Source organism: Streptomyces sp. NBC_00510, from assembly GCA_036013505.1.
Classification (GTDB): Bacteria; Actinomycetota; Actinomycetes; order Streptomycetales; family Streptomycetaceae; genus Actinacidiphila.
In genome coordinates this window covers 7777927-7791143 of sequence record CP107851.1, presented here as the reverse complement: position 1 = coordinate 7791143, position 13217 = coordinate 7777927, and the positions used below count along the sequence as shown (strand labels likewise).

Here is a 13217-nt window from a genome sequence, read left to right as displayed (position 1 = left end):
GGAACCCGCGCCCGGACGGCCGCTAGCCGCTACCCGGTGCGCCGGAGCGACGGCCGGCGGGCCCGTTGCCCGGAGTCGCGCGGGTCATCCGGTCAGCCGGACAGGCCCAGCTGTTCGCGGCAGCGGGCCCGGTCCTCGCGGCTGGCCACCGTGTCGGGGTGCTCCGGGCCGAGGGTCCGCTCGCGGCCCTCCGCCACGGCCTCGTGGAGGGCCAGGGCCTCGCGCCAGTCCCCCAGCCAGCCCAGGGCGACGGCGATCTCGCGGCGGCTGACGAGCGTGTCGGGGTGGTCCGCGCCGAGCACGCGGGTGCGGACCGCCGCGACGTCGCGGGCCTCGGCGAGGGCGTCGCGCCAGCGGCCGAGACGGCCGAGGTTGACCCCGAGGCCGTGCCGGGCGCGGAGGGTGTCGGGGTGGGCGGGGCCCGACACACGGGTGCGGAGGGCGACGAGGTCGGTGTAGAGCTCGTGGGCCTCGGCGCCGAGGCCCATCCGGCCCAGGCAGATGCCCAGTTCGTGGCGGGTGGCCAGGGTGTCGGGGTGGTCGGCCCCCAGCAGTCCCGCCCGGGTCGCGGCGACGTGGGCGTAGGTCGCGCGGGCCTCCGGCCAGCGGTCGAGGAGCCCGAGCAGATGGCCGACCTCGCAGCGGGTGGTGAGCGTGTCGGCGTGGGCGGGGCCCAGCACGCGGGTGCGGGAGTCCGCGACCTGCGCCGCCAACGCGTACGCCTCCTGCGTGCGGCCGAGCAGCCCGAGCGTGACGGCGAGGTTGTGCCGGCAGTGCAGGGTGTCGGGATGGTCGGCGCCCTGCCGCCGTTCGCGGGCGGCGAGCACCGCGGTGTACCCCTGACGGGCCTCCTCGTGGCGGCCGAGCCGCCCGAGGGCGTAGGCGGCCTCCTGGCGGGCGGCGAGCGCGGCGGGGTGATCCGCGCCCAGGGCCTGCGCCCGGGCCGCGGCCACCTCCTCGTACGCGCGCAGCGCCTCGGCGTGGCGGCCGCCGCGGCTGAGGCACAGGGCGAGTTCGTAGCGGCTGGTGAGCGTGTCGGGATGGGTGGCGCCGAGCAGCCGCTCGCGCTCCTCGGCGACGGCGCGGTGCGACCGTTCGGCCTCGGACCAGCGGCCCAGCCGGGCGAGTCCGACGGCCGCTGTGTGCCGGCTCGCCAGGGCCCCGGCGCCGTGCATGCCGGGCGCCCCAGACCGCAGTTCCAGACGGCGCGCCCAGGAGGGCAGCCCGTGCTCGGGGCGGGTGCCGCCGTGCCCGCCGTGCCCGCCGTCCCGGAGCGTCTTGAGCCGGCCGGCCACGTCGGCGGCGCTCTGCGGGCGGTCCTCCGGGCTCTTGGCGAGCAGGTCGAGGACGAGCTGCTCCAGCTCCCCGGGCAGGTCGGGCCGGTGCTCGCGCGGCGGCCGGGGCGGGGTGTCGCGGTGGCCGACGAGGACGGCCCAGGTGTCGTCGAGATCGAAGGGCGGGGCGCCGGTGGCGATCTCGTAGAGGACGCAGCCGAGCGAGTAGAGGTCGCTGCGGTGGTCGATCCCGTCCTCGCCGCCGATCTGCTCCGGCGACATGTAGTGCGGGGTGCCCATGGCGACCCCCGTGCCGGTCAGCCGCGAGGTGAAGCCGATGTCGTGGCCGAGGCGGGCGATGCCGAAGTCGCAGATCTTCACTTCGCCGTCGGCGAGCCGCATGACGTTCGCCGGCTTCAGGTCGCGGTGCACGATGCCCCGGGCGTGGGTGTACGCCAGGGCCGCCGCGATCTGCACGGCGATGTCGGTGACGTCGGGGACGGGCAGCGGACGGCCCTCGTTGTCACCGAGCAACTGCCGCAGGTTGCGGCCCTCGAGCAGCTCCATGACGAGGAAGAGCACGCCCTCGCTCTCGCCGAAGTCGTGGACGACGGTGACGCCGCGGTGCTGCAGCGCCGCCGCGACCCGTGCCTCGCGGCGGAACCGCTCCCGCAGCACCCGGTGCACGGACGGGTCCAGTGAAGGGCTCGTCGGTTTCAGGCACTTGACCGCGACCTCCCGGCCCAGCGACTCGTCCAGCGCCTTCCAGACCTCGCCCATGCCGCCGCGCCCGATCCGCTCCCGCAGCCGGTAGCGGTCGCGCAGCAGTGTTCCCCCGTCGTACCGGCCTGCCGTCATGGTGTGCGCCGCCCCCGGTCGTCCGCCTCTCCCCGCATCCAGTATGGCCGCGGGGGGCACGCTTGGGGACCCGCCGTTATCCCCGGGAACGCGCCTGTTCGCGCAGCCGGTGGGTGGACGGGTGCGTGCCGGGACCGAGGCGTCCGACCGCCTTGAGGATGTGCCCGGGGGGCAGTTGCCAGCGCACGTAGGAGGGGACCGTACGCAGCAGCAGGCCCGTGCCGCGCAGCCGCCGCCCGGTGACGGGGACGGCCGGGGCGGGCCGCCCGTACAGCTCGTGGGCGAAGGGCGGCAGCGCGGCGTAGGCCAGCGCGGTGGCCCGGCCCCACACGGCGAACCGCAGGGGCAGCAGCGCCCAGGGCACGGGCGGCCCCTGCAGGAAGGCGAAGACCTCCAGGGCCTCGGGGGTGACGGCGAGCTCGGGCCGCACCTTCTCGAAGTAGGCGGCGAGCGACCCGGTGTCGCCGGGGACCTCCGCCGGGTCCAGGCCCACCAGCCGGGCGGCCTCGCGCTGTTCGGCGACGTAGGCGTCGGCCTGGGCGTCGGACAGGGGGAAGCCGGAGCGCCGCGCGACCTCCAGGTAGGAGTCGATCTCCGCGCAGTGCACCCACAGCAGCAGTCCGGGATCGTCGACGGGGAAGCGCTCGCCGCTGTCCGGATCCGTCGCGGACAGCCGGCGGTGGATGCCGCGCACCTTGGCCCCGGCCCGCTCGGCCTGCAACGTGGTGCCGTAGGTGATCGTGCCGACGAAGTCCGCGGTGCGCAGCAGACGGCCCCACGCGTCCCGGCGGAAGTCCGAGTTCTGCGTGACGCCGCGCACCGCGCGCGGGTGCAGTGCCTGCAGGTACAGCGCCCGTACGCCGGCGATCCACATCATGGGGTCGCCGTGCATCTGCCAGGTGACCGAGGCGGGCCCGAAGAGCCCGGGGTCGGCGTCGCGCATCGCAGCCTCCTGTCGCCGTGCGACCACGGCCGGCCCCACCCGCGACCGGGGCGGCGGCCTCCGGCCTGGTGCCCGCAGCGCCGAGCATAGGGCCGCGCGGGGCGCCGGGTCTGCCCCGCGCGGCCCTCCCGCGGTGGCGCGTCAGCGGGCGGGCGCGGCGTCGCCCGGCGGGTGGGAGCGCCGTCGCTCGATCAGGGCCAGGCTGACCGCGCCGAGGACGATCAGCCCCACGCCCGTCACGATCTGGTTGAGGGGCGCGAGGCCGGCCCCCGGGTCGTCGAAGTAGCCGAAGACGAACGGCGAGGCGACCAGGCAGGCACCGCACACGATGGTGATGACGTCGCTGCCGGGCCCCCGGGTCCGGGCCGCGCGTGCGATCGCGTTGAGCAGGATGATGGTCGAGAAGACCAGGTCGACGATCCGCACGTTGTTGCCGATGGGCGTGTCGGGATACGCCAGCGCCCATCCGGCGGCGAACAGCCATCCGCCGATCAGCAGCAGGGGTGCCGTGAACAGCGAGTCGCGTATGTCGGCCGGTGGGGTCTGGGCGTGGCCCGCCGTTTGGATCCGGGTGCCGGAACGCTGAGCCAGGGACATGGTGCCCTCCCGCGGTGGGAGCCCCGTCGCCCGGCACGCGGCGCACGCCTCGCGGCGCCTGTCGGCGGGGAACACGCCCGCGTCCGCTCCGGGCGACGGGCCGGAGTGTGGACTCCTCTCATTTTAGGTGGGTCGCCGGGAACGTCCTGTTCGGCGGGCTCCGGTGCCGGGCGCGGTTCAGGCCCAGATCGCCTGGGCCACGGCGGCCCCGGTGAAGGCCGCGCCGATCCCGGCGACCACGCTGGCGACGACGTTCGCGACGGCGAAGAACCGCGCCCCGGTCTCCGCCAGCCGCAGGGTCTCGTACGAGAAGGTCGAGTAGGTGGTCAGCGCCCCGCAGAAACCCGTGCCGACCAGGAGCTGGACCGAATGGGAGGCGGCCCCGTAGGTGACCCCGCCGGCCACCAGCCCCAGGACGAGGCAGCCGACGACGTTGACCGTGAACGTGCCCCACGGGAACACGGTGTCGTGCCGGGCCTGGACGGCGCGGTCCGTGAGGTACCGCAGCGGTGCCCCGACCACGGCCCCGGCGATGACGAGCACCCAGTTCACCCGTGGTTCCCCCGTCCCACGTAGCGGATGACCTCGACCTCGTCGAGGGTGACCAGCCCTTCGGTGACCAGTTCGTCCAGCTGCGGCAGGAACGCGCGGACGCGCTCCTCGTGGTCGATGATGACGACGGCCACCGGCAGGTTGTCGCTCAGCGAGAGCAGCCTGCTGGTGTGGATCAGCGAGGAGGCGCCGAAGCCCTCCACGCCGTGGAAGACGCTGGCGCCGGCCAGGCCGGCGTCGTGGGCGCGGCGGGTGATCTCGGAGCACAGCGGCTTGTGGTGCCAGGTGTCGTTGTCGCCGATCAGGATCGTCAACCGCATCGCGGTGCCGTGCAGCCGTGTCATGTCTGCCTCCGAACGATCAGGCGACGGGCCGTGTGCGCCGCGCCCCACACCGCGGCCAGGGCGATCAGCGGCGTGGCGGCGAGGTAGGCCAGTCCGGCTCCGGCGTGACCGCCCTCCACCAGGCCGTGGATGTCGACGGCGTAGGTGGAGAAGGTGGTGAAGCCCCCGAGCACGCCGGTGCCGAAGAACGGGCGCACGAGCCGGTGGACGGACCACATCTCGGTGATGACCACCATGAACACGCCGATCACGGCGCAGCCGAGCGCGTTGACACCGAAGGTGCTCCACGGGAAGCCGCCCGGCGCACCGGGCCACATCAGGCCCGCGCCGTAGCGCGCGCACGCTCCCAGCGCTCCGCCGACCGCGACCACGCCGACGAACGGCGCCTGTTCCCGTATCCGCGCGGATCGCGGCAGGGGCGGCTGCGGCTCGGCATCGGGGGACACGGGCTCGGTCATCGGGGAGAAGGGGGCTGGTGAGGTCATGCGTCTCCTACTCGTGAGGCGCCCTGCTGCGGGCGCGTTCCGTCACAAGTAGGGACCGTTGGCGGCATCCTCACCGCGGTTCGGGTACGGCGGGCCCCACCGCCGCGCGGCGGTCACCAGGGACCACCGCTGGCTCCAGCATACTCCGCGGTTCCCGGCCCCGTGATCCGTTCCGGGGTGGCACCCTGGGGCTTCGAACCGGGCGAGGGGGATGCGGCGATGATGACCGGGCCGGACGTGGTGGAGGTCCTGCACCTGCTGCGGAGGGCCGGCGCGGAGGTCTGGGTGGGCGGCGGCTGGGGCGTCGACGCCCTGCTGCGCAGGCAGACCCGCGACCACCGGGACCTGGACCTCATGCACCGCCGCGAGCAGGAGGACACCGTGGTCGCGGCGCTGGCCGCGGCCGGCTTCACCCAGACCCTCGACTGGCGGCCGGTGCGCTTCGTCGTCACCGACGGCAGGGGCCGTGAGATCGACCTGCACCCCCTGTCCTTCGCCGCCGACGGGAGCGCGCGGCAGGCGTCGCCGGAGCCGGGGCGGCCCTTCGTCTACCCGGCCGCGTGCTTCGGCACCGGCGAGGTCGAACGGACCGTCGTCCCGTGCCTGTCGGCCGAGCAGCAGGTGTACTTCCACCAGGGGTACGAGCCGACCGACCGGGACCGCCACGACATGCTCCGGCTCCGCGAGGCCTTCGGCATCGCCACCCACTTCTGAGGTCATCCGGACAGCGGCGTCAGGAAGATCCAGACGTGGCCGAAGGGGTCCCGGAGCATCGACTGGCGCGCGCCGTAGGGCATGTCGGCCGGGGCCGTGAGCAGTTCGGCTCCGGCGGCCACGGCCCGGTCGGTGAGGGCGTCCACGTCCGGCACGTAGACGTGCAGGACGACGGACGGCCCGGCCGCGGCGGACGGGGGCGACGCCGGGGCCTCGGCGTCCCCGAGCATGAGGGTGGAGCGGTGGATCCTGATCTCGGCGTGCACGATCCGCCCGTCGTCGCCTTCGAGCCGGAAGGACTCCGTCGCTCCGAACGCGGCGGCGTAGAACGTGATCGCCTCGGCGGCCCCGTCGACCAACGCGTGCGGGATGACGGCGTACTTGTACTGCTCGGGGATCTCCATGCACCGCACGGTAGGCAGACGCCGGGCGGCCGGGCATCGAGCGGAGGTCCCGTTGCGCCTGTGCCGGTGGACGTAGGACCGGCGGTGGCCTGCCGCCTCACCTCCGTACGCGCGGCATGCCCAGCCCGATCCAGGAGATGATCTCGCGCTGGATCTCGTTGTTGCCGCCGCCGAAGGTGAAGATGACGGCGCTGCGGTAGCCGCGTTCCAGCTCGCCGTGGAGGAGGGCGCCCGCGGAGCCCTCCTTCATGGGGCCGAGGGCTGCGGTGACCTCCATCAGCCAGGCGTACGCGTCCCGACGGGCCTCGGAGCCGTAGACCTTGACGGCGGAGGCGTCGTGCGGGGTGAGGGTGCCGCGCTGGAGGGCGTCGACCATCTGCCAGTTGAGCAGCTTCATGGCGTCCAGGCGGGCGTGGGTGCGGGCGAGGCGGCCGCGGACCCAGGCGAGGTCGATGACGCGGCGGCCGTCGGCCAGTTTGGTGTCGGCGGCCCAGCGGCGTACGTCGTGGAAGGCGCGGATCGCCATCGTGCCGTGGGCGGCGAGGGTGACGCGCTCGTGGTTGAGCTGGGTGGTGATCAGCCGCCAGCCCTGGTTCTCCTCGCCGACGCGGCGGTCCACGGGGACGCGGACGTCCTCGTAGTAGCTCGCGGTGGTGTCGTGGGAGGCGAGGGTGTTGATGATCGTGCAGGAGTAGCCGGGATCCGTGGTCGGCACCAGGAGGATCGAGATGCCCTTGTGGGGCGGGGCGCCGGGGTCGGTGCGCACGGCCAGCCAGACCCAGTCGGCGGTGTCGCCGTTGGTGGTCCAGATCTTCTGGCCGTTGACCGTGTAGTGGCCGGTGGCCCCGTCGCCGTCCCGTACGGCGCGGGTGCGCAGCGCGGCCAGGTCGGTGCCGGCGTCCGGTTCCGAGTAGCCGATGGCGAAGTCGATCTCGCCGGCCAGGATGCGCGGCAGGAAGTGGGCCTTCTGCTCCTCGGTGCCGAACTGCATGATCGTGGGGCCGACGGTGTTGAGCGCCATCAGCGGCAGCGGGACGCCCGCCTGGGCGGCCTCGTCGAAGAAGATGAACTGCTCCATGGGGGTCATGCCGCGGCCGCCGTACTCCTCGGGCCAGCCGACGCCGAGCCAGCCGTCGCCACCGAGCCGGCGGACGGTGTCGCGGTAGAAGCGCTTGGCCGCGGCCCGGTCGAAGTGGCGGGCGTAGGCGTTGTCGGGCACCAGTCCGGCGAAGTACGACCTGAGTTCGGCGCGCAGCCGCTGCTGCTCCGGGGTGTGGTCCAGGTGCACGGCCCCTCCAGAGGTCCGGTCGCGTCCCTGAGCGACGACGGCGCAAGAGTAGAACGCGTTGCAGAAATCCGGAAGGGCCGTGACCGGCCTCAGCGTTGGGGCACGAAGCGCACCGGCAGCCCCGGGACGGCCTGCGCGGCCGCGGCCAGGCCGCGCTCGGGGACGACACCGACGACCGGGTAGCCGCCGGTGGTGGGCGAATCGGCGAGGAAGACCACCGGCCTGCCGTCGGGCGGCACTTGGACGGCGCCCACGACCATGCCCTCGCTGGGCAGCTCCCGGTGGACGGCGCGCTCCAGCACCGGCCCCGTGGTGCGCAGCCCGATGCGGTTGCTGCGGTCCGACACCCGGAAGCGGCCGGCCGCGAGGGTCCGGACGGCCGCGGCCGTGAACCAGTCGTCGCGCGGCCCGAGCCGCAGCGGCAGCACGAGCTCCCGCGGCGGACCGGCGTGCGGGGCCAGGTCGGCGTGGACGGGCAGCCACGGCCCCGGGCCCAGCGGCAGGACGTCACCGTCCCCGAGCGGGGCGGGCCCGAGCCCGGACAGCAGGTCGGTGGAGCGGCTGCCGAGCACCGCGGGCACGGCGAGACCGCCCCCGACCGCGAGGTAGCTGCGCACGCCCCGCGTGGCGGGCCCGACCTCGAGCACCGCCCCGGCCGGCAGCCGCACGGGGGTGCCCCAGGGGGCGGGACGGCCGTCGAGCAGGACCGGTGCCGGGGCTCCGGTGACCGCGACGACGGCCGGGCGGGTGACCCGCACGGTCACCCCGGTCAGCGTGGTCTCCAGGGTCGCGGCGCCGTCGGCGTTGCCCACCAGGCGGTTGGCCAGCCGGTGCGCCGGCCGGTCCAGGGCCCCGGAGCGGGCGACGCCGAGGGCGGCATGGCCGTACCGCCCGAGGTCCTGGACGGTGGTCAGCGCGCCGGCCCTGACGACCCGCAGCTCGCCCCCGTTCATGCGCCGGCCCCGGCGGGCACGGGGACGAAGCGCACCCGGGTGCCGGGCGCGAGCAGCGCGGCGGGTTCGCGTTCCAGGTCCCACAGGCGCACACAGGTGGTGCCGATCAGCTGCCAGCCGCCCGGCGAACTCCTCGGGTAGATCCCGGTGTAGGGGCCCGCGACGGCCACCGAGCCGGCGGGCACCGAAGTGCGCGGCTCGGCCCGGCGCGGCACGCCGTACCGTGCGCCGAGACCGGTCATGTAGGCGAAGCCCGGGGCGAACCCGCAGAAGGCGACGCGGTGTTCGGCACCGCTGTGCAGCCCGGCCACGTCCTCCTCCGCGACGCCCCACCGCTCGGCCACGACCGCCAGGTCGGGCCCGTCGTAGCGCACGGGGATCTCCACGAGCGGTCCGCTCCCGGCGGCCCGGCCCGTGACGGACCAGCCGCGCAGCTCGGCGCGGAGCGCGGCGGCGTCCGGCACCCCGTACAGCAGCACGGTCCGCTCGCCGGGGACGATCTCGCGCACCGGCCCGAGGCTGCCCTCGCCACGGCGGCGCAGGAGCTCGGCGTGCCAGGACTGCGCCTCCTCGGCGGTGGCGAGGTCGATCAGGAGCGCGTCCTCCCCGACCGTGAGGACCCTCATGCGAACGCCTCCAGCCGCACGCCCGCGTCCTCGAGCGCGGCCCGCACCCGCAGGGCCGTGGCCACCGCGTCCGGGGAGTCGCCGTGCAGGCACAGCGACCGCGCCCGTACGGTCACCCGCTCGCCGGTCAGGGCGGTGGTGACGCCGTCGCGGGCGAGGGCGACCGCCTGCCGGGTGACCTCGTGGGGGTCGGCGAGGAGTGCGCCCGAAGTGCCGCGCGGGACGAGTGTGCCGGCGGCGGTGTAGGCGCGGTCGGCGAAGGCCTCCCCCACCACGTCCAGCCCGGCCTGCCGGGCCGCGCGCTCCATGGCCGAACCGGGCAGGCAGAGCACCGGCAGGGCCGGGTCGGCCCGCCGGGTGCCCGCGGCGACGGCGGCGGCCTGCTCGTCGTCGACGACGACCTTGTTGTAGAGGGCCCCGTGCGGTTTCACGTACGCCACCTGGGCCCCGGCGGCGCGGGCGAAGACCTCCAGCGCGCCGATCTGGTACGTGATCTCGTCGGCCAGTTCGTCGGCGGGCACCTCCATCGCCCGCCGGCCGAACCCCGCCAGGTCGCGGTAGGAGACCTGGGCGCCGATGCGCACCCCGCGCCCGGCCGCGGTGTCGCACACCCGGCGCATGATGCCGGGGTCCCCGGCGTGGAAGCCGCAGGCGACGTTGGCGCTGGTCACGACGGAGAGCAGGGCGTCGTCGTCGGTGAGGACCCACCGCCCGTAGCCCTCCCCCAGGTCCGCGTTGAGGTCGATCACGAGGTCTGTCATCGGTACGGCGAGCTCCTCGGGAAGGGTCGCGTCCGGTCGGGCGACGCGAGCTGCGGTGTCCGGCGGGCCGGTGGCGAACGGGTACCCGGCGCTCGATCACCGTAGATTCTTGTTGAACAATCCCACAAGAGTCCTGTTGTCTTGTCCCCCGCTCTCGGATTGACTGGGCCCGCGCCGCGATCCCGCGGCGGAGCGGAGGGGGGCGGGGACGATGGCAGCCGAGGTGGATCCGGCGGTCCTCGTGGGCGACCGCGCGCTGCTGGCACGCTCCAGCACCGCCGACCGCGTCGCCGCCGTGCTGCGCACCCGGATCTCCGAGGGTCACCTGCCGCCGGGCGCCAAGCTCGCCGAGGACGTCGCCGCCGGGGCGCTGGGCGTCTCCCGCAACACCCTCCGCGAGGCCTTCCGGCTGCTGACGCACGAGAGACTGCTGGTGCACGAGCTCAACCGCGGGGTCTTCGTCCGGGTGCTGACCGCGGGCGACGTCGTCGACATCTACCGGGTGCGGCGCCTGGTCGAGTGCTCCGTGATCCGCGGACTCGTGGCCCCGCCGTACGACCTGACCCGGGCGGCGGACGCCGTGGCGGAGGGCGAGCGGGCCGCGTCCGGGGAGCGGTGGGGCCTGCTCGGCACGGCCGACATCCACTTCCACCAGGCGCTGGTCGACCTCGCGGGCAGCGCCCGGCTGACCGGGCTCATGACGGGCGTGCTCGCCGAACTGCGCCTGGCCTTCCACGCGATGGACGACCCACACGAGTTCCACGCGCCCTACCTGGCCGGCAACCGGGAGATCCTCTCCGCCCTGGAGGCGGCCGACCCCGCGAAGGCGGAACTGCTTCTGGCGTCCTACCTCGACGACGCCGAGGCGCAGCTCGTCCGCCGGTACTCGGGACCCGCCGGGGGCGGGGACGGCCGCGGCTAGGCCGTGTCGTCAAAGTAGTACCGGCCGCCCGGAGGGCGGACCCAGCGGCTCCCCAGCTCCGCTGGGAGGTGCCCCCAGGTGCGGTGCATCGCAAGGCGGAGAGTCGTCCTCGTGGTGGGCTGCTCGGACGATTCGACAACTCCCCCGGGCCGAAGGCTGGGGAGTGCCGTGCCTGGGGGCACCTCCCAGCGTCAGCTGGGGGAACGTCTCGGGGTGGGGGACCCCCCCGCCGAAGGTTGAGGGAGGGACTTTGACGACACGGCCCAAGGCCCGGTGCACGGTGCACACGAGACTCGTGCGTCATCAGGACTGCCCACGGCGCGGCTGATCCGTAGGCTGATGTCACAGCGCAGCACCGCCAGACCCAGCCTTTGGACGGAGCCGTTCGATGAAGATGCTGATCAATGTCCCGGAGACCGTCGTGGCCGACGCGCTGCGGGGGTTCGCGGCCGCGCATCCCGAGCTGACCGTGGACGTGGAGAACCGGCTGGTCGTGCGCCGGGACGCGCCGGTCGCGGGGAAGGTCGGGCTGGTCTCCGGCGGCGGGTCGGGGCACGAACCGCTGCACGGCGGGTTCGTGGGACACGGGATGCTCGACGCGGCCTGCCCGGGCGAGGTGTTCACCTCCCCCGTCCCGGACCAGATGGTACGGGCCGCCGCGGCGGTGGACAGCGGGGCCGGGGTGCTGTTCATCGTGAAGAACTACACCGGTGACGTGCTGAACTTCGACATGGCCGCCGAGCTGGCCGAGGACGAGGGGATCGTGGTCGCCAAAGTCCTGGTCAACGACGACGTCGCGGTGACCGACAGCCTCTACACGGCGGGACGGCGCGGCACCGGCGCCACGCTCTTCGTGGAGAAGATCGCGGGCGCGCTGGCCGAGGAGGGGGCGCCGCTGGAGCGCGTCGAGGCGGTCGCGCGGCGCGTCAACGAGCTCTCGCGGAGCTTCGGCGTGGCGCTGACCGCGGTCAGCACGCCCGCCAAGGGCGCGCCCACCTTCGACCTCCCGGCGGGCGAACTGGAGCTGGGCATCGGCATCCACGGCGAGCCCGGCCGGGAGCGGCGGGCGATGATGACCTCGGGCGAGATCGCCGAGTTCGCCGTCGACGCCGTCCTGGACGACTTCCGCCCGACCGGTCCGGTGCTGCTGCTGGTGAACGGCATGGGCGGGACGCCGCTGCTGGAGCTGTACGGGTTCAACGCCGAGGTGCACCGTGTGCTCGGGGCGCGCGGCGTGACGGTGGCCCGCACACTGGTCGGCAACTACGTGACGTCGCTGGACATGGCGGGCGCCTCGGTGTCGCTGTGCCAGGTGGACGAGGAGCTGCTGCGCCTGTGGGACGCGCCGGTGAGCACGCCGGGCCTGCGCTGGGGCGCCTGAGCGAGCAGAAGGAGAGCGGGAGAGATGAGCGAGGCATCGTCCACCGGAGCGGGCCAGGTGATCGACACGGCTTTCCTCCGCCGTTGGCTCACCGCCGCGACCTCGGTGATCGAGCGCGAGGCGGACCGGCTGACGGAGCTGGACTCCCCCATCGGCGACGCCGACCACGGCGCGAACATGCGGCGCGGTTTCATCGCGGCGCGCACCGCGGTGGAGAAGGAGCCGCCGGACACCCCGGGCGGCGTGCTGGTGCTGGTCGGCCGGCAGCTGATCAGTACGGTCGGCGGAGCCTCGGGGCCGTTGTACGGGACGCTGCTGCGCAAGGCGGGCAAGGCCCTGGGCGACGGCCACCAGGTGGCGCCGGAGCAGTTCGCACAGGCCCTGCGGGAAGGGGTCGACGGCGTGGCGCAACTGGGCGGCGCGGCGCAGGGGGACAAGACGATGCTGGACGCGCTGGCGCCGGCCGTGGAGGCGCTGTCGTTCGCCCTCGACAAGGGGGCGGGGCTCGCGGAGGCGCTGTCGGCGGCCGCGATGGCCGCGGACGAGGGCGCGCTGGCGACCGTGCCGCTGCAGGCCCGCAAGGGGCGGGCGAGCTACCTCGGGGAGCGCAGCATCGGGCACCAGGATCCCGGGGCGACCTCCTCGGCCCTCTTGCTGGGCGCCCTGGCCGGCACCGCGCGGGGCGGTGCGTCATGACGGTCGCCGTGGTGCTGGTGTCGCACAGCGCCGAGGTCGCCGAGTCGGTCGCCCGTATGGCGACCGGCCTCAGCGGCGGCGGGGCCCGGGTGCCGGTGGCCGCCGCCGGCGGCGCGCCGGACGGCGGACTCGGCACGGACGCCGCGAAGATCGCCGCCGCCGCGTACGCGGTGGACCAGGGCGACGGCGTCGCCGTCCTCGCCGACCTGGGCAGCGCGGTCCTGACGGTGAAGACGCTGCTCGCCGACGAGGACGAGCTGCCGCCCGGCACCCGGCTGGTCGACGCGCCGTTCGCCGAGGGCGCGGTGGCCGCGGTGGTCACCGCGTCGGCGGGCGCCGACCTGGACGCCGTGGCCGCGGCGGCCCAGGACGCGTACACCTTCCGCAAGACCTGAGCGGCGCCGCGGCCGTCGGGGTCG

At 74.8% G+C, this 13217-nt stretch carries 16 protein-coding genes; 5 read left to right on the top strand and 11 right to left on the bottom strand.

What is annotated here, in order from left to right:
• Window positions 1-92: 92 nt before the first annotated feature.
• From OG937_35290 to OG937_35265, 6 genes are all read right to left on the bottom strand, one after another.
• Entirely contained in the window at window positions 93-2132 is a 2040-nt protein-coding gene (locus OG937_35290) for a serine/threonine-protein kinase (protein ID WUD76584.1), read from the bottom strand.
• A 76-nt stretch (window positions 2133-2208) separates the two neighbouring features.
• Window positions 2209-3075 (bottom strand): DUF2236 domain-containing protein, encoded by an 867-nt coding sequence (locus tag OG937_35285; protein WUD76583.1) that lies wholly within the window; start codon window positions 3073-3075, stop codon window positions 2209-2211.
• A gap of 141 nt (window positions 3076-3216) precedes the next feature.
• Complete coding sequence (locus tag OG937_35280) at window positions 3217-3672, bottom strand: hypothetical protein (protein ID WUD76582.1); 456 nt, start codon at window positions 3670-3672, stop codon at window positions 3217-3219.
• A gap of 177 nt (window positions 3673-3849) precedes the next feature.
• Window positions 3850-4224 (bottom strand): fluoride efflux transporter CrcB, encoded by a 375-nt coding sequence (gene crcB, locus OG937_35275; protein WUD76581.1) that lies wholly within the window; start codon window positions 4222-4224, stop codon window positions 3850-3852.
• On the bottom strand, window positions 4221-4568 hold the full coding sequence (locus OG937_35270) for a DUF190 domain-containing protein (GenBank protein ID WUD76580.1): 348 nt from the start codon (window positions 4566-4568) through the stop codon (window positions 4221-4223). The genes crcB and OG937_35270 overlap by 4 nt, the downstream gene beginning before the upstream one ends.
• On the bottom strand, window positions 4565-5026 hold the full coding sequence (locus OG937_35265) for a CrcB family protein (protein ID WUD78993.1): 462 nt from the start codon (window positions 5024-5026) through the stop codon (window positions 4565-4567). Before OG937_35265 ends, OG937_35270 begins: the two co-directional genes overlap by 4 nt.
• Window positions 5027-5275: 249 nt before the next feature.
• Here OG937_35265 and OG937_35260 point away from each other — a divergent pair, with 249 nt between their 5' ends.
• Window positions 5276-5767, top strand: a complete 492-nt coding sequence (locus tag OG937_35260) for an amino acid transporter (GenBank protein WUD78992.1) — start codon at window positions 5276-5278, stop codon at window positions 5765-5767.
• Window positions 5768-5769: 2 nt separating this feature from the next.
• Here the strand turns inward: OG937_35260 and OG937_35255 are convergent, their stop codons facing one another.
• From OG937_35255 to OG937_35235, 5 genes are all read right to left on the bottom strand, one after another.
• Complete coding sequence (locus OG937_35255; GenBank protein WUD76579.1) at window positions 5770-6171, bottom strand: VOC family protein; 402 nt, start codon at window positions 6169-6171, stop codon at window positions 5770-5772.
• 97 nt (window positions 6172-6268) lie between these two features.
• Complete coding sequence (locus tag OG937_35250) at window positions 6269-7459, bottom strand: acyl-CoA dehydrogenase family protein (protein WUD76578.1); 1191 nt, start codon at window positions 7457-7459, stop codon at window positions 6269-6271.
• 89 nt (window positions 7460-7548) lie between these two features.
• Window positions 7549-8412, bottom strand: a complete 864-nt coding sequence (locus OG937_35245; protein ID WUD76577.1) for a biotin-dependent carboxyltransferase family protein — start codon at window positions 8410-8412, stop codon at window positions 7549-7551.
• Complete coding sequence (locus OG937_35240) at window positions 8409-9038, bottom strand: allophanate hydrolase subunit 1 (GenBank protein WUD76576.1); 630 nt, start codon at window positions 9036-9038, stop codon at window positions 8409-8411. Before OG937_35240 ends, OG937_35245 begins: the two co-directional genes overlap by 4 nt.
• Window positions 9035-9799, bottom strand: coding sequence for a LamB/YcsF family protein (locus OG937_35235; protein WUD76575.1), 765 nt, complete (start codon window positions 9797-9799; stop codon window positions 9035-9037). The genes OG937_35240 and OG937_35235 overlap by 4 nt, the downstream gene beginning before the upstream one ends.
• 211 nt (window positions 9800-10010) lie before the next feature.
• Between OG937_35235 and OG937_35230 the strand changes: the two genes are divergently transcribed.
• The 4 genes from OG937_35230 (at window position 10011) to OG937_35215 (ending at window position 13193) form a co-directional block, all read left to right on the top strand.
• A complete protein-coding gene (locus OG937_35230) occupies window positions 10011-10721 on the top strand; it encodes a GntR family transcriptional regulator (GenBank protein WUD76574.1) in 711 nt (236 codons plus the stop codon).
• 388 nt (window positions 10722-11109) lie between these two features.
• Entirely contained in the window at window positions 11110-12102 is a 993-nt protein-coding gene (gene dhaK, locus OG937_35225; GenBank protein ID WUD76573.1) for a dihydroxyacetone kinase subunit DhaK, read from the top strand.
• A gap of 24 nt (window positions 12103-12126) precedes the next feature.
• Window positions 12127-12798 carry a dihydroxyacetone kinase subunit DhaL gene (dhaL, locus tag OG937_35220; GenBank protein WUD76572.1) on the top strand — a complete coding sequence of 224 codons (672 nt, stop codon included), beginning with the start codon at window positions 12127-12129 and terminating at the stop codon, window positions 12796-12798.
• A complete protein-coding gene (locus OG937_35215) occupies window positions 12795-13193 on the top strand; it encodes a PTS fructose transporter subunit IIA (protein WUD76571.1) in 399 nt (132 codons plus the stop codon). Before dhaL ends, OG937_35215 begins: the two co-directional genes overlap by 4 nt.
• The last annotated feature ends 24 nt before the right edge of the window (window positions 13194-13217 follow it).